Source organism: Pseudomonas sp. HR96 (assembly GCF_034059295.1).
GTDB lineage: Bacteria > Pseudomonadota > Gammaproteobacteria > Pseudomonadales > Pseudomonadaceae > Aquipseudomonas.
Window position 1 is genome coordinate 4,333,871 of record NZ_CP139141.1, and the last position, 21,855, is coordinate 4,355,725.

The 21,855-nt window shown below is 65.5% G+C and carries 20 protein-coding genes; 4 read left to right on the plus strand and 16 right to left on the minus strand.

Translation table 11 applies throughout. The features are described from left to right. Window positions 1-43 precede the first annotated feature (43 nt). Entirely contained in the window at window positions 44-622 is a 579-nt protein-coding gene (locus SFA35_RS19335) for a nucleoside triphosphate pyrophosphatase (RefSeq protein ID WP_320572126.1), read from the plus strand. Window positions 623-651: 29 nt separating this feature from the next. Here the strand turns inward: SFA35_RS19335 and SFA35_RS19340 are convergent, their stop codons facing one another. From SFA35_RS19340 to rluC, 3 genes are read right to left on the minus strand one after another with little or no spacing between them, the layout of a single operon-like run. Next, the gene (locus SFA35_RS19340; protein WP_320572127.1) at window positions 652-1,644 is read right to left on the minus strand and encodes a S49 family peptidase; all 993 of its coding nucleotides are present in this window, start codon (window positions 1,642-1,644) and stop codon (window positions 652-654) included. Between the two features lie 30 nt (window positions 1,645-1,674). Beyond that, the gene (locus SFA35_RS19345; protein ID WP_320572128.1) at window positions 1,675-2,331 is read right to left on the minus strand and encodes an HAD-IA family hydrolase; all 657 of its coding nucleotides are present in this window, start codon (window positions 2,329-2,331) and stop codon (window positions 1,675-1,677) included. Continuing rightward, window positions 2,321-3,277 (minus strand): 23S rRNA pseudouridine(955/2504/2580) synthase RluC, encoded by a 957-nt coding sequence (gene rluC / locus SFA35_RS19350; RefSeq protein WP_320572129.1) that lies wholly within the window; start codon window positions 3,275-3,277, stop codon window positions 2,321-2,323. The genes SFA35_RS19345 and rluC overlap by 11 nt, the downstream gene beginning before the upstream one ends. A 770-nt stretch (window positions 3,278-4,047) precedes the next feature. On the opposite strand from rluC, the gene rne reads away from it, so the two are divergent. After that, window positions 4,048-7,560, plus strand: a complete 3,513-nt coding sequence (gene rne / locus SFA35_RS19355; protein WP_320572130.1) for a ribonuclease E — start codon at window positions 4,048-4,050, stop codon at window positions 7,558-7,560. Between the two features lie 102 nt (window positions 7,561-7,662). Here the strand turns inward: rne and SFA35_RS19360 are convergent, their stop codons facing one another. From SFA35_RS19360 to SFA35_RS19405, 10 genes are all read right to left on the minus strand, one after another. After that, entirely contained in the window at window positions 7,663-8,238 is a 576-nt protein-coding gene (locus tag SFA35_RS19360; protein WP_320572131.1) for a nucleotidyltransferase family protein, read from the minus strand. After that, window positions 8,235-9,188 (minus strand): XdhC family protein, encoded by a 954-nt coding sequence (locus SFA35_RS19365; protein WP_320572132.1) that lies wholly within the window; start codon window positions 9,186-9,188, stop codon window positions 8,235-8,237. The genes SFA35_RS19360 and SFA35_RS19365 overlap by 4 nt, the downstream gene beginning before the upstream one ends. A gap of 76 nt (window positions 9,189-9,264) precedes the next feature. Then, window positions 9,265-10,293, minus strand: coding sequence for a UDP-N-acetylmuramate dehydrogenase (murB, locus tag SFA35_RS19370; RefSeq protein WP_320572133.1), 1,029 nt, complete (start codon window positions 10,291-10,293; stop codon window positions 9,265-9,267). Further along, entirely contained in the window at window positions 10,290-10,754 is a 465-nt protein-coding gene (locus SFA35_RS19375) for a low molecular weight protein-tyrosine-phosphatase (protein WP_320572134.1), read from the minus strand. Before SFA35_RS19375 ends, murB begins: the two co-directional genes overlap by 4 nt. After that, window positions 10,754-11,518, minus strand: a complete 765-nt coding sequence (gene kdsB, locus SFA35_RS19380; RefSeq protein ID WP_320572135.1) for a 3-deoxy-manno-octulosonate cytidylyltransferase — start codon at window positions 11,516-11,518, stop codon at window positions 10,754-10,756. Before kdsB ends, SFA35_RS19375 begins: the two co-directional genes overlap by 1 nt. Continuing rightward, the gene (locus tag SFA35_RS19385; protein ID WP_320572136.1) at window positions 11,515-11,700 is read right to left on the minus strand and encodes a Trm112 family protein; all 186 of its coding nucleotides are present in this window, start codon (window positions 11,698-11,700) and stop codon (window positions 11,515-11,517) included. The genes kdsB and SFA35_RS19385 overlap by 4 nt, the downstream gene beginning before the upstream one ends. A gap of 37 nt (window positions 11,701-11,737) precedes the next feature. Beyond that, window positions 11,738-12,748, minus strand: a complete 1,011-nt coding sequence (gene lpxK / locus SFA35_RS19390) for a tetraacyldisaccharide 4'-kinase (protein WP_320572137.1) — start codon at window positions 12,746-12,748, stop codon at window positions 11,738-11,740. Further along, window positions 12,748-13,176, minus strand: a complete 429-nt coding sequence (locus tag SFA35_RS19395) for a biopolymer transporter ExbD (RefSeq protein WP_320572138.1) — start codon at window positions 13,174-13,176, stop codon at window positions 12,748-12,750. The genes lpxK and SFA35_RS19395 overlap by 1 nt, the downstream gene beginning before the upstream one ends. Further along, window positions 13,173-13,838 carry a MotA/TolQ/ExbB proton channel family protein gene (locus tag SFA35_RS19400; RefSeq protein ID WP_320579125.1) on the minus strand — a complete coding sequence of 222 codons (666 nt, stop codon included), beginning with the start codon at window positions 13,836-13,838 and terminating at the stop codon, window positions 13,173-13,175. Before SFA35_RS19400 ends, SFA35_RS19395 begins: the two co-directional genes overlap by 4 nt. Window positions 13,839-13,872: 34 nt before the next feature. Then, complete coding sequence (locus SFA35_RS19405; RefSeq protein WP_320572139.1) at window positions 13,873-16,101, minus strand: DNA internalization-related competence protein ComEC/Rec2; 2,229 nt, start codon at window positions 16,099-16,101, stop codon at window positions 13,873-13,875. Window positions 16,102-16,246: 145 nt separating this feature from the next. On the opposite strand from SFA35_RS19405, the gene SFA35_RS19410 reads away from it, so the two are divergent. Next, complete coding sequence (locus SFA35_RS19410; protein ID WP_320572140.1) at window positions 16,247-16,753, plus strand: DUF2062 domain-containing protein; 507 nt, start codon at window positions 16,247-16,249, stop codon at window positions 16,751-16,753. On the opposite strand, the gene SFA35_RS19415 is transcribed toward SFA35_RS19410, so the two are convergent. The 3 genes from SFA35_RS19415 to SFA35_RS19425 all read right to left on the minus strand — a co-directional run bounded on the left by SFA35_RS19415 (window position 16,750) and on the right by SFA35_RS19425 (window position 19,201). Beyond that, the gene (locus tag SFA35_RS19415; protein WP_320572141.1) at window positions 16,750-17,529 is read right to left on the minus strand and encodes an ABC transporter permease; all 780 of its coding nucleotides are present in this window, start codon (window positions 17,527-17,529) and stop codon (window positions 16,750-16,752) included. The two genes, SFA35_RS19410 and SFA35_RS19415, sit on opposite strands and share 4 nt — an antisense overlap. Then, window positions 17,526-18,458, minus strand: a complete 933-nt coding sequence (locus SFA35_RS19420; RefSeq protein WP_320572142.1) for an ABC transporter ATP-binding protein — start codon at window positions 18,456-18,458, stop codon at window positions 17,526-17,528. Before SFA35_RS19420 ends, SFA35_RS19415 begins: the two co-directional genes overlap by 4 nt. A 119-nt stretch (window positions 18,459-18,577) precedes the next feature. After that, window positions 18,578-19,201: a glutathione S-transferase gene (locus tag SFA35_RS19425; RefSeq protein WP_320572143.1), complete on the minus strand. Its 624-nt coding sequence runs from the start codon at window positions 19,199-19,201 to the stop codon at window positions 18,578-18,580. Between the two features lie 170 nt (window positions 19,202-19,371). Between SFA35_RS19425 and SFA35_RS19430 the strand changes: the two genes are divergently transcribed. Continuing rightward, complete coding sequence (locus tag SFA35_RS19430) at window positions 19,372-21,819, plus strand: acyl-CoA dehydrogenase (RefSeq protein ID WP_320572144.1); 2,448 nt, start codon at window positions 19,372-19,374, stop codon at window positions 21,817-21,819. The last annotated feature ends 36 nt before the right edge of the window (window positions 21,820-21,855 follow it).

The window sequence follows — 21,855 nt, forward strand, 5'->3', positions numbered from 1 at the left end:
ACAGCGTGTTAGCATTGCCGTTCATCATCGGGAGCCTCTTTAAATGCCCACCTTGCTGCTTGCTTCCAGCTCGCCCTACCGGCGCGAACTGCTAAATCGTTTGCGCCTGCCGTTCGAGTGCGCCTCGCCGGACATCGACGAAAGCCGCCTGCCGGGGGAAACAGCGCAGGCCCTGGTCAGCCGACTGGCGCGGCAAAAGGCCGAGGCGCTGGCAGGCACCCATGGCGCGCATCTCATCATTGGCTCGGACCAGGTCGCGGTGCTCGGTGACCAGGTACTGGGTAAACCGCACTGCTTCGAAAAGGCTCGCGAGCAATTGCTTGCAGCCAGCGGGCGCAGCGTCAGCTTCCTGACCGGCCTGGCCTTGCTGAACAGTGCCAGCGGCCGCTGCCAGGTCGACGTGGTGGCGTTTACTGTACATATGCGCCGGTTGAGCCAGGCGCAAGTCGAGCACTATCTGCACGCCGAGCAGCCGTATGACTGCGCTGGCAGCTTCAAGGCCGAAGGGTTGGGTGTGAGCCTGTTCCAGCGCACCGAAGGAGTGGATGCCACGAGCCTGGTCGGGCTGCCGCTGATTCGGCTGGTGGATATGCTGCTGGCCGAAGGAGTGGCGGTGTTATAGGACCGGGCTTGCCCGGTCCTGCAACCGGCTCAGCGCAAGGCCGGCCCGGTGAAGCCCATCCACATCGCCAACTGATCGGCCACGCTGGTGCCCAGCTTCTTGGAGAACCGGTCGAACGGCGACTCCTCGACGGTGAAGTCGACCAGTTCCTTCTCGCCGACCACATCGCGCGCCACCGAGCTCGCATTGCCCAGACCGTCGATCAGGCCCAGCTGCAAGGCCTGCTCGCCGTTCCAGATCAGGCCGGAGAACAGCTCCGGGTGGTCCTTGAACTTCAGGCGGTCGCCACGCCCCTTCTTCACGACATCGATGAACTGATTGTGGGTGTTGTCCAGCACGCCCTGCCAGAACGCGGTTTCATCCGGCTTGGCTGGCTGGAACGGATCAAGGAAGGACTTGTGCTCGCCCGAGGTATAGGCGCGGCGCTCGACACCAAGCTTTTCCATAGTGCCGACGAAGCCGTAGCCGGCCGCAGTGACGCCGATGGACCCCACCAGGCTGGCCTTGTCGGCGTAGATCTGGTCGGCCGCGCTGGCGATGTAATAGGCACCGGAGGCGCCGATATCGCTGATCACCGCATACACCTTGATGTCCGGGTGCAGCCCGCGCAAGCGCTTGATCTCGTCCCACACGTAACCGGCCTGTACCGGGCTGCCCCCGCCGCTGTTGATGCGCAGGACGATGCCCTTGACCTTCTTGTCATCGAAGGCGGCGCGCAGGCTGCCGACGATGTTGTCGGCGCTGGCCGATTCCTTGTCGGCGATCATGCCGCGGATCTCGATCAGCGCGGTGTAGTTGTCACCCAGCCCGGCGCTTTTCTCCATCTTCAGCATCGGCAGGAACATGAACAGCAGGCCGAACAGGTAGATGAAGGTCAGCACCTTGAAAAAGATGCCCCAACGCCGCGAGCGGCGCTGCTCCTGCACGCTGGCGAGCAGGGTTTTTTCCAGCAGCTTCCAGCTCCGGGCGTCCTCGCCTCGTGGCTCGTCGCTGGCACGCGGTGCTTTCCATTCATCCGACATTATCGCTACCCCAAAAGCCTAGAAAGAGAGTTATCGACGCGCCAGCCAGTCGGCCAGCTCGCTGAAGCGTTCGACCGCCAGCACCGGCTGATATTCGCGCAGCGCGTCGAGCGGCAGCGCGCCATAGCCGACCGCCACCGAATCCATGCCGGCGTTGCGCGCCATCTGCAGGTCGAAAGCCGAGTCGCCGACCATCAGCGCGCGCTCCGGCTTGACCCCGCAGTGTTGCAGGATCTGTTCGAGCATCAAGGGGTCAGGCTTGCTGCGCGCCTCGTCGGCACCGCGGGTGATGTGGAAGTAGTTTTCCCAGCCATGCGCCTTGAGCACCCGATCCAGCCCGCGGCGCGCCTTGCCGGTGGCCACGGCCATCTGGTAGCCGGCCACCTTGAAGGCTTCCAGCGACTCGGCGACGCCTTCGAACAGCTGCGACGGCTCGCGATCGAGCGCCATGTAGCACTCGGCATAGTGCTGGCGAAAGACCGCCACTTGCTCGTCGTCGATCTGCGGGTAAAGGGTGCGGATGGCTTCCGGCAGGCCCAGGCCGATGATGCCCTTGACCGAATCGTCGTCGCGCACCGGCTGCTCGCTGCGCAAGGCGGCCAGCTTCATGGCTTCGACGATACGGCCAATGGAGTCGCTGAGGGTGCCGTCCCAGTCGAAGATCAGCAAGTCGTAGTCAGCTGGCACTCAAGCGCTCCACGGTCTTGGCCCACATTTCATCCACCGGCGCCTCGACCTTGAGTTCGCCGCCATCGGGCAGCGGCACGGTCAGGGCATAGGCATGCAGGAACAGGCGCTTGCCGCCCAGGTCGCGAATTTCCTTGCTGAAGTTCTCGTCACCGTACTTGCTGTCGCCGGCGATTTCATGCCCGGCGTGCAGCGCGTGCACGCGAATCTGGTGGGTACGGCCAGTGATCGGCCGCGCCTCGACGATGGTAGCGAAGTCGCCGAAACGGCGCAGCACCTTGAACAGGGTCAAGGCTTCCTTGCCCTCTTCATTGATTTCAACCATGCGCTCGCCGGAGCGCAGGTTGCTCTTCTGCAGTGGCGCGTTGACCTGCTTCTTGGCCGTCGCCCAATGCCCGCGCACCAGCGCCATGTAGCGCTTGTCGACGCCATCACCGCGCAGCGCGGCGTGCAGGTGGCGCAGCATGCTGCGTTTTTTCGCGATCATCAGCAGCCCGGAGGTGTCGCGGTCCAGGCGGTGCACCAGCTCCAGCTCCTTGGCATCGGGGCGCAACTGACGAAAGGCTTCGATCACGCCAAAGCTCAACCCGCTGCCGCCATGCACGGCAATACCGGCCGGTTTGTTGAGCACGATCAGCGCCTTGTCTTCGTAGACGATGGCGGCCTCCAGGCGCTGCAGCAGGCCCTGGGCCACTGGCACCGGCTCGTCGCGCTCGGGCAGGCGCACCGGCGGTACACGAATGATATCGCCGGCCTGCAGTTTGTATTCCGGCTTGATCCGACCTTTATTGACCCGCACTTCGCCTTTACGCAGGATGCGATAGACAAGCGTCTTCGGCACGCCTTTGAGCGCGGTAATAAGAAAGTTATCAATGCGTTGGCCGGCAAGTTCCGGCGCTACCTCGATCAGCTGAACGCCGGAGGTAGGGGGTGTCGTAGTCGTCATGCCGCAGATGATAACAATTTTTTATGGATTTGAAGCACTTAATGATTACTGTTATAGTCGCGAACGCCGCCAAAAGCGGCTGGGAAGCGGACCCGCCGTGCCTTGCTCGTAACGGAGCGGACAACAGGCCAGCGGTCAGCCGGTAGTAGACCGGCACTTTCCAACGCAATTCAAGAGGACGCGAGGCCGTCCGACGGGGTTTTTGCCAGTTTACGCAGCGATTGCAAACGTAATCAGCGCAGACGAGAGAAGTCCGAACAGCGCAGCACGCCCTTTGGCTTCCTGCGATGTTTCGAAGCCACCTCCTCCGCGCGTTCGTTCTCGCTACGTTCGGCGAATACTTCGGAAACATAGAGCCTTAGCCACAACGCGAGCGCTCCCGAACGGAACGCCCGCTAATGCCAACCCGTTGCGGATACAGCGCGCGGCAGCACCCGAATTATCAGGGATACGTGTAGGGTGGAGATGCACAATCGTCGGACCCTGTTGTATGGCGTTCTCTCGGCAAGTGGCCACGGGCCTTTGCGAGACTACCCCCGGTCCAGTTCAAGACGCCTGACGGTGTTGGCAACCGACGGTTGATTCCTCCTCCTGACTGAGTGCTTTTGACACCACAGCAAGCAGGACGCGTCGTCGCGACAACGGCCCCACTGGCCGAGCCTCGCTAGACACTGAAGTGGTCACGCCACTCCTGACGCACCTGACACCGACCGTGAGAAGTCGTGTGTGCCGAACGCTGTTTCCGGCAGCCCGGAAACCGACGGTACTACATGAAAAGAATGCTGATTAACGCCACGCAACCCGAAGAGTTGCGTGTGGCACTGGTAGACGGCCAGCGCCTCTACGACCTGGACATCGAGTCCGGTGCCCGCGAGCAGAAAAAGGCCAACATCTACAAAGGCCGCATCACTCGCATCGAGCCCAGCCTTGAAGCCGCTTTCGTCGACTTCGGCTCCGAGCGCCATGGCTTCCTGCCTCTCAAGGAAATCTCCCGCGAATACTTCAAGAAGTCGCCCGAAGGCCGGGTGAACATCAAGGAAGTCCTGAGCGAAGGCCAGGAAGTCATCGTTCAGGTAGAAAAAGAAGAACGTGGCAACAAGGGCGCGGCTCTGACCACCTTCATCAGCCTGGCCGGCCGCTACCTGGTTCTGATGCCAAACAACCCGCGTGCCGGTGGCATCTCGCGCCGCATCGAAGGTGAAGAGCGCAACGAACTGCGTGAAGCCCTCAACGGTCTGGTGGCTCCGGCCGACATGGGGCTGATCGTGCGTACTGCCGGCCTTGGCCGCAGCAGCGAAGAAATGCAGTGGGACCTCGACTACCTGCTGCAGCTGTGGACCGCGATCAAGGAAGCCTCCCTGGACCGCTCCGCGCCTTTCCTGATCTACCAGGAAAGCAACGTGATCATCCGCGCCATCCGCGACTACCTGCGCCAGGACATCGGCGAGGTGCTGATCGACAGCGTCGAAGCCCAGGACGAAGCCCTGACCTTCATCCGCCAGGTGATGCCGCAGTACGCCAGCAAGATCAAGCTGTACGAAGACAGCGTGCCGCTGTTCAACCGCTTCCAGATCGAAAGCCAGATCGAGACCGCTTTCCAGCGCGTGGTCGAACTGCCTTCCGGCGGCTCCATTGTCATCGATCCGACCGAGGCCCTGGTGTCCATCGACATCAACTCGGCGCGCGCTACCAAGGGTAGCGACATCGAAGAAACCGCCCTGCAGACCAACCTCGAAGCGGCCGAAGAAATCGCTCGTCAATTGCGCCTGCGCGACATCGGCGGCCTGATCGTCATCGACTTCATCGACATGACCCCGGCCAAGAACCAGCGCGCCGTGGAAGAGAAGGTCCGCGAGAGCCTGGAAGCCGACCGTGCCCGCGTGCAGATCGGCCGCATCTCGCGTTTCGGCCTGCTGGAAATGTCCCGTCAACGCCTGCGCCCATCACTGGGCGAAAGCAGCGGTATCGTCTGCCCACGCTGCAATGGTACCGGCATCATCCGCGACGTTGAATCGCTGTCGCTGGCGATCCTGCGCCTGATCGAAGAGGAAGCCCTGAAAGACCGTACCGCCGAGGTGCGTGCTCAGGTGCCGATCCCGGTCGCGGCCTTCCTGCTCAACGAAAAACGCAACTCGATCACCAAGATCGAACTGCGCACCCGTGCGCGCATCGTCATCCTGCCGAACGATCACCTGGAAACGCCGCACTTCGAAGTGCAGCGCCTGCGTGACGACAGTCCGGAAGCCGCCAACAACCAGTCCAGCTACGAAATCGCCGCCGCTGCGGCCGAGATCGAAGAAGTCCAGCCGGCTGCCGCCACCCGTACCCTGGTGCGTCAGGAAGCTGCCGTGAAAACCGCTCCGGCGCGCACCGCCGCACCGGTTCCGGCCACCGTCGAAGCGCCGGTGCCAGCACCGGTCGCACCGGCCGCGCAGCTGGCCGAGCCAAGCCTGTTCAAGGGCCTGGTGAAGTCGCTGGTGAGCCTGTTCGCCAGCAAGGAAGAGCCTGTCGCGGCCCCGGCCCCGGTCGAGAAGCCGGTCGCTGCCGAACGCACCCCGCGCAACGAAGAGCGCCGCAACGGTCGTCAGCAGAGCCGCAACCGCAACAGCAGCCGTCGCGACGAAGAGCGCAAGCCACGCGAAGAACGTGCCCCTCGTGAAGACCGGGCACCTCGTGAAGAACGTGCGCCGCGTGAAGAGCGCGCCCCTCGTGAAGAGCGTGCGCCGCGTGAACTGCGTGACGACAGCGCTGCACCGGCCGCCCGTGAAGAGCGCGCGCCACGTGCACCGCGCGAAGAGCGTGCACCGCGCAACGAACGCCGCCCGCGCGGTGGTGACGAGCGTGTGGAACGTGTCCGCGAACTGCGTGAACCGCTGGACGCCATTGCCCCGGCGATCGCTGCCGTAGCCGCTGCCACGGCCGCCGAAGAGCGCGCCGAGCGTGCTCCTCGTGAAGAGCGCGTTGCTCGTGAAGAGCGTGCTGCTCGTGAAGAGCGTGCTGCGCGCGAAGATCGCGCGCCTCGTGAAGAACGTGCGGTGCGTGAAGAGCGTGCGCCGCGCGAACCTCGTGAAGAGCGCCAGCCGCGCCCACCGCGTGAAGAACGTCAACCGCGCAGCGAAGAGCCGACCGAGACGCTGGAAGCCGATGAAGCGCTGACTCAGGACGAGCAACTGGACAACAGCCAGGACGACAGCCAGGACGGCAACGAGGGCGATCGCCCACGCCGCCGCTCCCGTGGCCAGCGTCGCCGCAGCAACCGTCGTGAGCGTCAACGCGATGCCGACGGCAACGTGATCGAAGGCTCGGAAGGCGCCGAAGGGTCGCAGGGCGAAGAAGCCGGCGAAACCCAGCCTGGCAGCGAAGCCCCTGCCATCGTCGCTGCGGTCGTCGTGGAAGGCGCCATCAGCGCGCAAGCCGAAGCCCAGGCTCACCAGCAAGCCGAGCGTGCCAACGCTTCGCTGCAGGAAAGCGCCGAAGCGAGCCCGGTTGCACCTAGCCCGGCGGTAGAGGCTGCGGCCTTTGCAGGCGAGCTGGCCAGCCCGGAAATCGTTGCAGCCCCTGCCCAGGCGCCAATGGAGTTCCACCATACGCCCGAAGCCGAAACCACCTTCGAAGCGCCGCAGCCGGCAGTCGAAGCACCCGCTGATGTCCAAGCTCCTGCCCGTGAAACAGCTGCACATGAAGCGGCTGCACATGAAGCAGTGATCGAAGCCGCGCAGGCCGAGATCGTGGTCAGCCACTCGACGTCGGTGGTGGAAGAGTCCATCGAGCAGCAGGCTTTCGAACAGCCGGTCGTTGAAGAGCCAGCCGTGCAAGCCCCTGCCGTGGCGGAGCTGCCAGCGGTCGAGCAGCCGGTCGTCGAGCAGCCTTATGTGGCTCATCAGCCCCAGGAAGTTGCCGCCGAGCAAGCCGCTCAGCCGGTCGTGGAAGCCGCCCCGGTCAGCGCGCCGGAGCACATCCACGCCGCCGAGGCCGAGACGGTGTACGCCGCGCCTGCCGAGCCTGCGCCGGCTGCCGAAGACGGCCAGTTCGTCGAGGCCCAGCCAGCCGCCCCCCACGTGGTCGAGATCGCCCCTGCGGCGGCCTTCGAACCCGTCGTGGTTCAGCCGAGCGAAGCCGTCTCTACGCCGGTCGACCCGGCACCGGTGGTAGGCAGCAACGGCCGTGCGCCAAACGACCCACGTGAAGTGCGTCGTCGCAAACGCGAAGCCGAAGAAGCTGCCCGCCTGCTGGCCGCCCAGCAGCAAGCCCAGGCCGAGGTCGAGCCCAAACAGCACGACTGACCGCCAAGGCAATGAAAAAGCCCCCGCTACCTTCTGGTAGCGGGGGCTTTTTCATGCGCGGATGGATTTAAAAGCAAAAGCCGCCGAGGGGCAGGTTTGACGTCAAAGATCTCCTGGCAGATCCACGTCCCGATAGATTCCCTGATCCTCCACCCAGAGCTCGCGCACAGTGTCGGCAGTCATCAGGCGCCGGCCGCCCTGGTCCCCTGACAACGCCAGCAACCGCGCAGCGAATTCACGCCCGAACCCCACCGGATGCCCCCTGCCCCGCGCACTCATCGGCACACTGACGGTCCCCGCGGCGATATCATCGGCTACTGCACGCAGGGTCTCGGGCAGCACCCAGGGCATGTCGCCCAGCACCACCAGCCAGCCCTCGCTGCCCGCACTGGCCTGCACCGCCGCCGCCAGGCTGTCGCCCATGCCGTCGGAATCGATCAGCAGCAACTCCAGCCCCGCCGCGCGCACCAATGCGGCCCGCTCGGGGACGTTGGCACGGGTCACCACCAGGCAGCGCAGGCCTGCCTTGGCGACGTTGCGCAGGACCTGCTGCAGCACGGGCCGCGACACGCCATCGAGCCCCACGCAAGGCTCCAGCAACTTGTCGCGGCCGCTGCCGGCCGCCTCGCGAAAACGCCTACCATGTCCGGCAGCCAGTATCACAGCCGTGCAACTCATCGCAGCGCCACTCCATTTTTCAGCGCCACGATCTCGGCCAGCAAGGACAGGGCAATCTCCGCCGGGGTGTGACTGCCAATGGGAATACCGATAGGGCCGTGCAGGCGCTCGATGGCCCCGCTGCTCAGCCCCAGCTCGCGCAGGTTGCCGCGACGCTTCTCGCTGTTGACCCGCGAACCCAGGGCGCCGACGTAGAAGGCACGAGAGTCGAGCGCGGTCAGCAGGGCCATGTCGTCCAGGCGCGGGTCGTGGGTCAGGGCGACGATGGCCGTGCGCTCGTCAGGCTGGATCGCCAACACGGCGTCGTCCGGCATTCCTGGCACGAAACGCGCCTCGCGGTGTTCCCAGCCGTGGCTAAACTCCTCGCGCGGGTCGCAGATCAGCACCTCGAAATCCAGCATGCGCGCCATCTCCGCGACGTAGCGCGACAGCTGCCCGGCGCCGATCAACAGCAGTCGCCAGCGCGGCCCGTAGATCGCGCGCAGACGGTGCTCGTCGAAGCTCAGGACGTCGCCGCGCTCGGCCGGGTGCAGGGTCACCGCACCGGTGTGCAGGTCCAGTTCTCGGGCGACCAGCAGGTGGTCGGCGCAGCGTTGCAGCAGCTCCTCGACCCAGGCGCCGTCGTCGACCCACTCCTGGGTCAGGCGCAGCGTGCCGCCACAGGGCAGGCCGAACCGCGCCGCCTCCTCGCGGCTGACGCCGTAGGTGATCAATTCCACCGGCGAGCCACGCCGCAGGCGGCCGTCTCGCAGGCGTTCGATCAGGTCGTCTTCGATGCAACCGCCCGACACCGAGCCGATGACGACGCCGTCGTCACGCAGCGCCAGCATCGCGCCGGGTGGCCGCGGCGCGGTGCCCCAGGTCTGCGCCACGCTGTACAGGACCACGCCATGGCCGGCTTGCTGCCATTGCAGGACGCTTTTCAGGACGTTGAGATCGACGCTGTCCATCACAAGCGCTCCATTTCAATGAATAAGGCTTGAGACCGGCGCGGCAGGCCAACAGTTCGCTGCCTGCTCGCGCACCCTACTGCTGTGGATAAAGATTCGGCTCCATTTCCAGCTGCACGCCAAAGCGCCGCAGGATATCCGCCTGAATGGCCTGGGCCAGCTGCTGGATCTGCGCGCCACTGGCCTGGCCATAGTTGACCAGCACCAGAGATTGCAGGCGATGCACGCCGGCGTCTCCTTTGCGATGGCCTTTCCAGCCCGCCTGCTCGATAAGCCAGCCCGCCGCCAGCTTGACTCGGCCGTCGGCCTGTGGATAAGCCACCAATCCGGGGTAGTCGAGCCGCAAGGCCTCGGCCTGGGCGGCGTCGACCAGTGGATTCTTGAAAAAGCTGCCAGCATTGCCGAGCTCGGCAGGATCGGGCAATTTTTCCCGGCGGATGCTGCAGATGGCCGCACTGACGTCGCTGGCGGTCGGCTCGGCGATGCCCAGCTCGGCCAGGCGCTGGCGCACCGGGCCGTAGTCCAGGCGCAAGTGCGCGGTGCGTTGCAGGGCGAAGCGCACGCGCAGGATCAGCCAGCGCCCGGGCTCCTGCTTGAACACGCTGTCACGGTAGCCGAAGCGGCAGTCTTGCAGGCTGAACTGGCGGGTCTCGCCGCTGTGTCGATCGAGGGCGGTGAGCCCGGCGAACAGGTCCTGGATCTCCACGCCATAGGCACCGATGTTCTGCATCGGCGCGGCTCCCACGGTGCCGGGAATCAGACTGAGGTTTTCCAGGCCCGCCAGGCCCAGCCCAAGGGTGTGCAGGACGAAACCATGCCAGGGTTCGCCGGCTTCGGCCTCGACCACCACCCGCTCACCGTCATCGTCGAGCAGGCGAATGCCGCGGGTGGCCACGCGCAGCACCAGCCCCGGGATGTCGCCGGCGAGCAGCAGGTTGCTGCCGCCGCCGATCACCAGCACCGGCCATTGCCGGGCCTGGGCCACGGCCAGGGCTTCGACGATCTGCGCCTGGCTGCTGGCTTGCACCAGCCAGTCGGCGCGCACGTCGATGCCGAAGGTGTTGAACGGCTTCAGCGACACATCAGGTTGCAACTGCAGACTCATAGCCTTCCTTTTATTTCACGTACCAGCTCGCTGCAGGCCGCCTCGATCAGGTCCAGTACCTGTTCGAAGCCTTGCTCGCCTTCATAATAAGGATCGGGTACCTCGTCCACCGCGCCCTCGTAGCGGCGCAGGAACAGATCCAGCTGCGCCCTCGCGTGGGCCGGCCGCAGCCGCTCGAGGTCGCGCAGGTTGCTCTGATCCATGGCCAGGATCAGGTCATAGGCGGCGAAGTCGCCAGCGCTGACCTGCTGCGCGCGTTGCGCCGAAAAGTCATAGCCGCGGCGCGCAGCGGCCTTGAGGGTGCGCGAATCCGGTGGCTTGCCGACGTGCCAGTCGCCGGTGCCGGCCGAAGCGACCTCCACTTGCGTGGCCAGCCCGGCCAGCTGCAGCTGATGGCGCAGCACGCCCTCGGCTGTGGGCGAGCGGCAGATGTTACCCAGGCAGACGAAGAGGATACGCATCAGACGGCCAGCAGGCGCCGCACGCGCTCCAGATCTTCCGGGGTGTCGACGCCGGTGGGTGGTGCCTCGATGGCGTCGGCCACGTGAATGCGCACGCCGTGCCACAGCGCGCGCAACTGCTCCAGGCTTTCGCAGGTTTCCAGCCAGCACGGGCCCCAACCGACGAAATCCTGAAGGAAGCCGGCCCGATAGGCGTAGATGCCGATATGGCGACGATAAGGTACCCCGGCGGGCAGCTGCTCGCGGTCGCGGGCGAAATCATCCCGCGCCCAGGGCAACGGCGCGCGGCTGAAGGTCAGGGCCAGGCCGTTCTGGTCGGTGCTGACCTTGACGATGTTGGGGTTGAACAGCGCGGCCACCTTCTCGATCGGCTCGGCCAGGGTGGCCATGCCCGCCTCGACGTGGGCCGCCAGATTGCGGGCGACCTGATCGATCACCACTGGCGGGATCAACGGCTCATCGCCCTGCACGTTGACCACGATGGCGTCGGCCGCCAGGCCCAGGGCCGTGGCCACTTCAGCCAGGCGATCGGTGCCGGAATTGTGCTCGACGCGGGTCATCAGCACCTCGGCGCCGAAGGCCTGGCAGGCCTGGACAATGCGTGCATCGTCGGTGGCCACCACCACCCGGCTGGCGCTGCTCTTGCGCGCCTGCTCCCACACCCACTGCACCATGGGCTTGCCGGCAATCAGTTGCAGCGGCTTGCCCGGCAGGCGGCTGGAAGCGAAGCGCGCGGGAATCACCACGGTGAAGGCGCTGGTCATTTTTCCAGGCGCTCGTCGTCGGTCAGGGTGCGCGCTTCGGTTTCCAGCATCACCGGAATACCGTCGCGGATCGGGTAGGCCAGGCCTGCGCCTTTGCTGATCAGCTCGGTCTTGTCGGCGTTGAGTTTGAGCGGGCCCTTGCAGATCGGGCAAGCGAGGATGTCGAGCAGTTTGGTGTCCATGGGTATTCCTTGAGAAAGCAACGGCGCCGCACGAGGGTCAGCGCATCAGGCGATCGAGTTGCGAGTCCAGCCAAGCGACGAAGGCCGGCGACGGCGCGGCGTCGACGGCCAGGTACCACCAGTCTGGCACGGCGAAGCTGACACATTTGACCGCATCCTTTTCGGTCATCACCAGCGGCAGCGGCGGGCTGAAGTTCAGCACCTGGGCCGTGTACTCGGCGTGGTCGGCAAAGGGATGGGCTACAGGCTGCCAGTGTAACGCTTGCAGGGTGTCGAAGAAACGCTGCGGGTTGCCGATGCCGGCCACCGCGTGCAGCGCCTGGCCCGCCGCGAAATGGGCGAGCGGGCGGCGCTCGCCGCTGGCCAGGTTGACCAGCGCGGTGGGTTGCAGGGTGAAGCCATAGCCGCGCTCGCGATCGTGGGTGGCACCGTTGTACAACAGCGCATCGACACTGGCCAGCCGTTCGGCCGGCTCGCGCAGCGGCCCGGCGGGCAGGCAGCGGCCGTTGCCCAGGCCGCGGGCGGCGTCGATCAGCAGCAATTCAAGGTCGCGGGCCAGGCGATAGTGCTGCATGCCGTCATCCGACAGGATGATGTCCAGTGGTTCACTGGCCAGCAACTCACGGACGGCGCGGCTGCGATCGGGGTCGATCATCAAGGCCACGCCAGTACGCTGCACGATCACCAGCGGCTCGTCACCGGCGCAGCTGGCCGGCTGGTCGGCACGCACCCGCCAGGGCAATGACGGCGGGCTGGCGCCGTAGCCGCGGCTGACCACGCCGACGCGCAGGCCGCGGCGCTGGCAATGCTCGATCAGCCAGAGAATCATCGGCGTCTTTCCGGTGCCGCCGACGGTGATGTTGCCCACCACCACCACGGGCACCGGGGCGCGGTAAATGTCGCCCTGCCCGGCCAGGAAGCGTTCGCGCTTGCGCGTGACGATCCTTCGGTACAGGCACTCCAGCGGACGCAGCAGGCACAGGGCCGGGTGGCCGCGGTACCAGGCGTCGAGCAGTCGGTTGGCCAAGCGCGTCTGGGGAGCCGCCATCAGTTGCCGCTGCGCGCCTCGATGGTGGTCATGCTCAGGCGACTGAAGCCCAGCTTGCCCGCCGCGTCCATGGCAGTGATCACCGCCTGGTGGGGGGTCTTGCCATCGGCGCTGATCGACAGCGGCAGGCTGGTATCGCCGGCCGATTCGTTTTTCAGGGCGTCGATCAGGGTGGCCAGGTCACTCTTGGGCAGCAGCTTGTTGTTCAGCGAATACACGCCTTCGGCACTGATGGCGATGTCGAGCTTCTTCGGGTTGGCGTTCTGCTCGGGCGTCCCGCTAACCGCCTGGGGCAGCTCGACGCGCAGCTGGGTCTGCCGGGTGAACGTGGTGGTGACCACGAAAAACAGCAGCAGGACGAACACCACGTCGATCAGCGAGACCAGGTTGAGCTCGATGTTTTCCCGGGATCTGCGGCGAAACTTCACGCTTTGTCCTCGACTTGATCAAGATCACGTTCGCCCTGGACCACTTCAACCAGCTTGATCGCCTCCTGCTCCATGCCCACCACCAGGTCATCGATGCGCCGTTGCAGCAGACGGTGGAAGAACAGTGCGGGAATGGCCACGATCAAGCCCGAGGCGGTGGTCACCAGCGCCTTGGAGATACCACCGGCCAACACGGCGGGGTTGCTGGTCATGTCGGTGCCCATGAACGAGCTGAAGATATCGATCATGCCGATCACCGTACCCAGCAGGCCGAGCAGCGGCGCCATGGCGGCGATGGTGCCGAGGGTGCTGAGGTAACGCTCCATCTCGTGGACCACCCGCGAGGCGGCCTCTTCGATGCTTTCCTTCATGACTTCGCGGCCGTGCCTGGAATTGGCCAGGCCTGCGGCGAGGATTTCACCCAGGGGCGAGTCGGTGCGCAGCTCCTTGAGCCGCTCCTTGTTCAGCTGTTTGTCCTTCAGCCAGCGCCACACCTGGCTGAGCAGTTGCGGTGGAGAAACCCGGCTGGTGCGCAGGGTCCAGAGACGTTCGGCGGTGATTGCCAGTGCTGCGATAGAGCTCAAGATGATCGGCAGCATCATCCAGCCGCCCGATTTGACCAGTTCCCACACAGTGCCAACCCCCTCGAAAAAGTCCGTCACTCTACCATAGGGGTTTGCTACGTCGAAGGCCGGGTTACGGGGCTGGCACATCGTCATCACGCCAGAAGCGTCGCTGCTGCCGCTGGTAGAACGGCTCGCCGAACCGCCCCAACTGCACACGGATGGCGCCGTGCAGCGCGGTGTCGTATTGGCGGATGCCCAATGCGTGAAAGCGCGCGCTAACCTGTGGGTGGGGATGACCGAAACCGTTGCCGTAACCACGGGAGATCAGCACCGCCGCAGGCCGCACCGCCTCCAGCAGCGGCGCGGTGGAGGACGTGCGGCTGCCGTGATGGGGAGCCTGCAGCCAGTGCGCGGCGACGTCGATACCGCTGGCGTGCAGCGCGCGCTCGGCCGCCGCTTCGATATCGCCGCCCAGCAGCAAGGCTTCGCCGCTTTGCGCGCGTACGTGCAGTACGCAGGACGCCGAATTGCTGTCTGTCGCCCCCTGCCATTGCCACAGCGCGAACTCGACGCCGTCCCACTGCCAGCGCTGGCCGCTGCGGCAGGCCTGGGCCTGCAGCTCAGGCTCCATGGCCAGAGGTTCTCCGGCCAGGGTGCGCGAGACGGGCAGGCCGCGAGCCAGAGACAGCGCGCCACCGGCGTGGTCGGCGTGGGCATGGCTGAGGATGAGCAGGTCGAGCCGCTCGACCCCCAGGGTGCGCAGCACCGGCAGCAGCACGCGCTCGCCCGCAGCAGCAGGACCTGCGTCATAGACCAGACTGTGATGCCGGGTGCGCAGGACAAGCGCCAGGCCCTGGCCGACGTCCAGCTGCCAGACCTCCACCTCGCCCGGCGGCACCAGGTTTCGCGGGGGCAGTACAGCCAGCAATAGCAAGGGCCAACCGAGGACGCGCAACGGCACCCCCGCCGGCAACAGCAGCAGCAAGGCACCCAGGCCGATCAGCACCAATAGCCAAGCGGACCGCTCGCCCGAGTGCCAAGGCGGCAACGCCCCGCCCAGGCGTTCGAGAACAGCGAACAGCAGGTTCAGCAGGCCGCCGGCCAGCCACAGCAGCGCTTCACCCAGCACTGGCCACAGGCCGAGCAAGGCCGTACCGAGCAGGGCAAGCGGTAACACCAGCAGGCTGATCCAGGGCACCGCCAGCAGGTTGGCCAGCGGCGCGCTGGGGCTGACCGGCAGCGCCAGGGCCAGCAACCCGGGCAGCAGGCCGATTGCGATCAGCCATTGGGCGCGGGTCCAGGCCTGCCACCAGCGCCAGCCGCCGAGCCGTCCGGCGAACACCAGCAGCAAGACCGCTACCGCCGCGAACGACAGCCAGAAGCCCGACTGCAAGCTGGCCAGCGGGTCGAGCAGCAGCACCACGACAAAGGCCACCAGTAGCGGCCAGCCGATGGCCAACTGGCGGTAGCGCAGGCGCCAGCACAGCACCAACGCCAGCATCAGACAGGCACGGCGCACTGGCACCTGGAAGTCGGCCAGCCAACCGTAGGCCAGGGCACCGAGCATGGCCAGGGCGCAGGCGCAGGGTAGCCAGGGCAGGCGCAGGGGCCAGGCGCCAAGCCGCGCCAGCCCGGCCACCAGGCCATAGAGCAAGCCGGCCAGCAGGCCGATGTGCTGGCCGGAGATGACCAGCAGATGCACGGTACCGGTGGCCTGCACCGTCTGCCAGTCCTGCCGCGAGACGGCCGATTTGTCGCCCAGTACCAGCGCCGCCAGAGTGCCCTCCCGGCCCTGGCTGTCGACCTGCAGCAGGCGCTGGCGCAGCGCCTCGCGCCAGCCGGGTTGCGGCGCGCTCAGCTGCTGCCCCGCCTTGACGCTGCCGGTGGCGCCAGCCCCACGGGCCAGCAGCCAGGCCTGGTAGTCGAAGCCGGCAGGGTTGACCTGGCCACGGGGGCGCTTGAGCGTCACCGCCAGCCGCCAGCGTTGCCCTGCGTGCAAGGCCGGCGCCGCGCGCCAGTTCAGGCGTAGACGTGCAGGCAATGCCCCGTGCCGCGAAGTGGCCTGGACCAGCTCGAAGCGCACCACCCCGTCGCCGGTCTCGGGCAGCCCTGCCACGACGCCTTCGAGCCACAGCGTGCGGCCATCGAGCCCAGGTGACAGGCGATCGTCCAGGGCCCAGTGCGCCGCCAGGCAGGCCCAGCACAAGCCCGACAGATACAGGCCCACCCCAGGCCAACGGCAAAGCAACGCGGCCCCGGCCAGCAGGGCAATCATGAGCAACAACCAACCCGGCGGCAGCGCCGGCAGCCAGCGCAGGGTCACCAGGCCCAACGCCAGCGCGATCATCCCTGAGCGCATGGAAACTCTTCCGGTGAGTGTTCAGGCCCAGAAATAACCCGAAGCGCCGCGTCACGCCGCTCATTAATTGTCACAAACTCTGACCAAGACTTTCGTCAAACCTCGGCATACTGGCCCGCTCCTTCGTCTGGGGCCCGTTATCCCGATGCCACGTCGCCTTTTCAAACGCTACCTGCCCGATCCCTCGCGGCTGCGGGGGCACAAGTCGTTACTATTGCTCGGCGGCCTGCTTGACCGTCCCAACCTCTGGCACCTCAACCGTCACTCGGTGTCGCGAGCCATGGCCTCGGGAGTCTTCTGCGCGTTCCTGCCGATTCCCCTGCAAATGCTGGTCGCCGCCCTGCTGGCCGTGGCCTGCCGCGCCAACCTGGCGATCTCGGTGAGCCTGGTGTGGCTGACCAACCCGCTGACCATGCCGGTGCTGTTCTATCTGACCTACCGCGCAGGCGCGTGGCTGCTGGGCACGCCGCCACGGGAGCTGCCCGAGCATCTGAGTTGGGAATGGGTGAGCAGCCAACTGGCCACGCTGTGGCAGCCGTTCGTGTTGGGTTCAGTGCTCAGCGGCTTACTGCTGGCGGGCGTGGCCTATGGGGCCACGCTGCTGTACTGGCGCTGGTGGGTCGTGCGGCGCTGGCGCCGGCGCCGCCGTTAGGTGCGCATGCCGCGGCCGCTGACCAGCAGCCGGGCGCAGGCGATATACAGCACCACGGTGGCGACCACCATGAAGGTGATCGCGGTGCTGATCTTGATGTCCGACACCCCGAGGATGCCGTAGCGGAAGGCGTTGACCATGTGCAGCACCGGGTTGGCCAGGGAAATGGTCTGCCAGATCGGCGGCAACAGGGTGATGGAATAGAACACCCCACCCAGGTAGGTCAGCGGCGTCAGCACGAAGGTCGGAATGATCGAGATGTCGTCGAAGTTGCGCGCGAACACCGCGTTGACGAAGCCCAGCAGGGAAAAGATCGTCGCAGTGAGCAGCACCACGATAACCGTGATGCCCAGGTGATGGACCTGCAGGTCGGTGAAGAACAGCGACAGCAAGGTAACAATGATGCCCACCATCAACCCGCGCAACACGCCGCCCACGACATAGCCGATCAGAATGGTGTGTGGCGACACCGGCGAGACCATCAACTCCTCGATGGAGCGCTGGAACTTGCTGCCGAAAAAGCTCGATACCACGTTGCCGTAGGAGTTGGTGATGACCGACATCATGATCAGGCCGGGCACAATGTACTGCATGTAGCTGAAGCCACCCATGCCGCCGATCTGCCGACCGATCAAGTTGCCGAAGATCACGAAGTACAGAACCATGGTAATGGCCGGGGGCAGCAAGGTCTGTGGCCAGATACGCATGAAACGACGCACTTCGCGATAGACAATGGTGTTCAAGGCGACCAGGTTGTATTGGAACTCGCTACTCATATCGCCACCTTGCTCAAGTTTTTCTCCACCAGTGACACGAACAACTCCTCAAGTCGGTTGGTCTTGTTGCGCAGGCTCGTCACCTCGATGTGCTGCATGGCCAGCTGGCCGAACAGCGCGGTGATGCCGACGTCCTTGTCCACTTGCACTTCCAGGGTACGCGGGTCGACCAGCCGGCTCGGATAACCGGCCAATACCGGCACCTGCGCCAGGTCCTGTTTCAGGTCGAGCAGGAAAGTCTCGACGTGCAACTTGCCGAGCAGGTTGCGCATGCTGGTGTTCTCGACAATGGTGCCGTGGTCGATGATGCCGATGTTGCGGCACAACTGCTCGGCCTCTTCCAGATAGTGCGTGGTGAGAATGATGGTGATGCCTTGCTGATTGAGTTCGGTGAGGAAGGTCCACATCGAGCGGCGCAATTCGATATCGACACCCGCCGTCGGCTCATCGAGGATCAGCAACTTCGGCTCGTGGATCAGCGCGCGGGCGATCATCAGGCGGCGTTTCATGCCCCCGGAGAGCGAACGCGAAGGCACATCGCGCTTGTCCCACAGGCCCAGCTGGGTCAGGTAGCGCTCGGCGCGTTCCCGGGCAATCTTCGCGGGAATACCGTAATAGCCGGCCTGGGTCACGACGATGTCGAAGGTCTTTTCGAACTGGTTGAAGTTGAACTCCTGGGGCACCACGCCAATGCTGCGCTTGAGCGCGGCAGGCTGGCGATCAAGATCATGGCCGAAGATTTCGACGCTGCCGCTGGTCTTGTTCACCAGGGTCGAGAGGATGCCGATGGTGGTGGATTTGCCGGCGCCGTTGGGGCCGAGCAAGGCGAAGAAGTCACCTTCGGCCACTTCCAGGTCGATGCCGCTGAGGGCCTGAAATCCGTTGCCGTAGGTTTTGGTCAGCTGCCGAATGGACAGAGCAGAACTCATAAAGAATCAATACCGGTAGGAAGGTTCATGAATAAGGGTGGTCGGTCATTGCATAAGCTTATGACCGATGGTGCTGGCTCATGATTCACATGAACAACAAAGGCTATTGATAGTGACTATCACGTCAGCGCGGTCATCACCGCCTTTTGGTAGGCGGGGCGCGCCTTCAGGCGCTCGTACCAGGCCTCCAGGTGAGGCATCGGCGCGCGCTCGATGGGCATCTCGAACCAGGCGTAGGCGAAGCTGCCCAGCGGAATGTCGCCCATGCCCAGCTCGCTGCCGGACAGGTACGGCTGCTCGGCCAGCGCCTGCTCAGCCACCAGCAGGTGTTGCGCGCAGGTTTTCTGGGCGGCGTTGATGGCGACCCAGTCCTGCTGCTCCGAGGGCGTTCGCAGCACGCCCCAGAACAGCGGCTTGAAGGGCTCGGCCAAGGTCGAGGTGGTCCAGTCCATCCAGCGGTCGGCGCGGGCACGGGCCTGCGGGTCGCTGGGGTACCAGGCGCTGTCGGCGGCATGGCGCGCGGCCAGGTAGCGCACGATGGCGTTGGACTCCCACAAGGTGAAGCCATCGTCGTCGATCAACGGGACCCGACCGTTGGGGTTCAACGCGCGGTATTCGGGCGTATCGACCACGCCGAACGCGCCGCCGGCTTCGATCGACTCATAGGGCAGCTTGAGCTCTTCGAGACACCACAACACTTTACGCACGTTGGAAGAATTGACCCGACCCCAGACCTTCAGCATGTTCGACTCCCTTGAAGTTGTCCGAGCAGTCTACTCCGAGGGTCGCTGCGATGGCCCTCGCGGGCGTTTTTTTTTGCGCCTTTTTGTCCACAATGGCCTGCGAACTCCGGGTACGGGCCAGGGTCACTATCCCAGCGGCGCGCTCGGCGCCCAGTCCTGGAGGAATCCCTATGCTGTTGTTGTGGATCGTGGTGCTGGTGCTGGGAAGCGCCTGGCTGGCCCATCGCCGAATCGCCGCACTGCCGGCGCTGGGTATCATTGCCGTCTACCTGCTGGCCATGGGCATGTTCAGCCGCGCACCTGGCTGGCTGATGACGTTGCTGTGGCTGGTCCTGCTGGCCGCTGCCCTGCCCCTGCTGCTGCCCGACCTGCGCCGCAGCCTGTTCAGCGCGCGCCTGTTCGCCTGGGTGCGGCGCACCCTGCCGCCGATGTCGCCGACCGAACGCGAAGCCATCGACGCCGGCACGGTGTGGTGGGACGGCGAGCTGTTCAGTGGCCGCCCCGATTGGCACAAGCTGCTGGCCTACCCGAAGATGCGCCTGAGTGACGAAGAGCAGGCCTTCATCGACGGCCCCACCGAGGCATTGTGCGCCATGGTCAGCGACTGGCAGATCGGCCAGGACATGGACCTGCCTCCGGCCGCCTGGGCCCATATAAAGGACAACGGTTTCTTCGCCCTGATCATCCCCAAGGAGTACGGCGGCAAGGGCTTCTCGGCCTACGCCCACTCCCAGGTGGCGATGAAACTGGCCACACGCAGCGGCGACCTCGCCTCCACCGTGATGGTCCCCAACTCGCTGGGCCCGGCCGAATTGCTGCTGCATTACGGCACCCAGGCGCAACGCGATCATTACCTGCCGCGCCTGGCCCGCGGCGAAGAAATCCCCTGCTTCGCCCTGACCGGCCCTCTGGCCGGCTCCGACGCCGGTGCCATGCCGGACACCGGGGTGGTGTGCAAGGGCCAGTGGCAGGGCGAGGAAGTGATCGGCCTGCGCCTGAACTGGGAAAAGCGCTACATCACCCTCGGCCCCATCGCCACCCTGCTGGGGCTGGCGTTCAAGGCCTACGACCCTGAACACCTGCTGGGCGAGCGGGATGAGCTGGGCATCAGCCTGGCGCTGATTCCCACCGACACTCCGGGCGTGGTCATCGGCCAGCGCCATCTGCCGCTGGGCGCCGCCTTCATGAACGGGCCCAACTCGGGCAAGGACGTGTTCATCCCGCTGGACTTCCTGATCGGCGGCCAGGCCATGCTCGGCAAAGGCTGGATGATGCTGATGAACTGCCTGTCGGTGGGTCGCTCCATCTCCCTGCCGGCGGTGGGCACGGGCGCGGCCAAGTACAGCAGCCTGGTCACTGGCCAATACGCGCGGGTGCGCGAGCAGTTCAACGTGCCCCTGGCGGCGTTCGAGGGCATTCAGGAAGCGCTGGCACGCATCGGCGGCAATGCCTGGCTGATGGACAGCGCGCGCATGCTCACCGCCAACGCGGTGGACCTCGGCGAGAAGCCCTCGGTATTGTCGGCGATCCTCAAGTACCACCTCACCGAGCGCGGCCGCGAGTGCATCACTCACGCCATGGACGTGCACGGCGGCAAGGGCATCATCATGGGCCCGAACAACTACCTGGGGCGCAACTGGCAGGGCGCGCCGATCTTCATCACCGTCGAAGGCGCCAATATCCTCTCGCGTAACCTGATGATCTTCGGCCAGGGCGCGATTCGCTGCCATCCGTTCGTGCTCAAGGAAATGGCTTTGGCCAGCCGCGAGGACCACGCCCAGGCGCTGGTAGAGTTCGACGCCGTGCTGATGCAGCACATCGGCTTCGCGGTCGGCAACGCCGCCAGCACGCTGATGCTCAACCTGGGCATCGGCCACTTCGAGCACGCCCCGGGCGATCGCGTCAGCCAGGGCTACTTCCGCGCGCTGAACCGCCAGAGCGCCGCATTCGCCCTGCTTGCCGACCTGTCAATGATGCTGCTGGGTGGCGAATTGAAACGCCGTGAACGCCTGTCGGCGCGCCTGGGTGACGTGCTCAGCCACCTCTACCTGGCATCGGCCGCGCTCAAGCGCTACCACGACCTCGACGCGCCGGAGCACCTGCAGCCGCTGCTGCGCTGGGCCATGGAAGAGAGCCTGGGCAAGGCCGAGAGCGCCCTGGACGGCATCCTGCGCAACTTCCCCAGCGCGGTGATGGGCGCCGCCTTGCGCGTGGTGGTGTTCCCGTTCGGGCGGCGGCACAAGGGCCCTTCGGACCGTCTGGACGCCGAAGTCGCCGCCGTGCTCGGCCGTACCAAAGGCGACCCGACCCTGGAAGAGCTGCTGGCCGGCTGCTATCGACCGACCGACGCCGCAGACTCGGTCGGCGCCTTGCAGCAGGCCTGCGATCTGCTCGATGCCGCGCAACCGCTGCATAAAAAGCTGCACAGTGCATTGCGCGCCGGCCAGTTCGTGCCGGCGGCAGGCGAGCCTGCCATTGACGCGGCCTTGCACGCCGGGGTATTGCAGGCGGGCGAGGCGCAGACCCTGCGCAACGCCGAAGCTGCGCGGCGCAAGGTCATCGATGTCGACGACTTCAGCAAGGAGCAGCTGCAGTTGGCCGAAGGTCGGATTCGTTAGGGACATTGGCAGGCGCGGGACTTATACTCCCGCGCC

Coding starts and splice junctions, on each gene's coding strand:
- SFA35_RS19335 (WP_320572126.1), top strand. CDS start 44: ATGCCCACCTTGCTGCTTGCTTCCAGCTCGCCCTACCGGCGCGAACTG.
- SFA35_RS19340 (WP_320572127.1), bottom strand. CDS start 1,644: ATGTCGGATGAATGGAAAGCACCGCGTGCCAGCGACGAGCCACGAGGC.
- rluC (WP_320572129.1), bottom strand. CDS start 3,277: ATGACGACTACGACACCCCCTACCTCCGGCGTTCAGCTGATCGAGGTA.
- rne (WP_320572130.1), top strand. CDS start 4,048: ATGAAAAGAATGCTGATTAACGCCACGCAACCCGAAGAGTTGCGTGTG.
- SFA35_RS19360 (WP_320572131.1), bottom strand. CDS start 8,238: ATGAGTTGCACGGCTGTGATACTGGCTGCCGGACATGGTAGGCGTTTT.
- SFA35_RS19365 (WP_320572132.1), bottom strand. CDS start 9,188: ATGGACAGCGTCGATCTCAACGTCCTGAAAAGCGTCCTGCAATGGCAG.
- murB (WP_320572133.1), bottom strand. CDS start 10,293: ATGAGTCTGCAGTTGCAACCTGATGTGTCGCTGAAGCCGTTCAACACC.
- SFA35_RS19375 (WP_320572134.1), bottom strand. CDS start 10,754: ATGCGTATCCTCTTCGTCTGCCTGGGTAACATCTGCCGCTCGCCCACA.
- kdsB (WP_320572135.1), bottom strand. CDS start 11,518: ATGACCAGCGCCTTCACCGTGGTGATTCCCGCGCGCTTCGCTTCCAGC.
- SFA35_RS19385 (WP_320572136.1), bottom strand. CDS start 11,700: ATGGACACCAAACTGCTCGACATCCTCGCTTGCCCGATCTGCAAGGGC.
- lpxK (WP_320572137.1), bottom strand. CDS start 12,748: ATGGCGGCTCCCCAGACGCGCTTGGCCAACCGACTGCTCGACGCCTGG.
- SFA35_RS19405 (WP_320572139.1), bottom strand. CDS start 16,101: ATGCGCTCAGGGATGATCGCGCTGGCGTTGGGCCTGGTGACCCTGCGC.
- SFA35_RS19410 (WP_320572140.1), top strand. CDS start 16,247: ATGCCACGTCGCCTTTTCAAACGCTACCTGCCCGATCCCTCGCGGCTG.
- SFA35_RS19415 (WP_320572141.1), bottom strand. CDS start 17,529: ATGAGTAGCGAGTTCCAATACAACCTGGTCGCCTTGAACACCATTGTC.
- SFA35_RS19420 (WP_320572142.1), bottom strand. CDS start 18,458: ATGAGTTCTGCTCTGTCCATTCGGCAGCTGACCAAAACCTACGGCAAC.
- SFA35_RS19425 (WP_320572143.1), bottom strand. CDS start 19,201: ATGCTGAAGGTCTGGGGTCGGGTCAATTCTTCCAACGTGCGTAAAGTG.
- SFA35_RS19430 (WP_320572144.1), top strand. CDS start 19,372: ATGCTGTTGTTGTGGATCGTGGTGCTGGTGCTGGGAAGCGCCTGGCTG.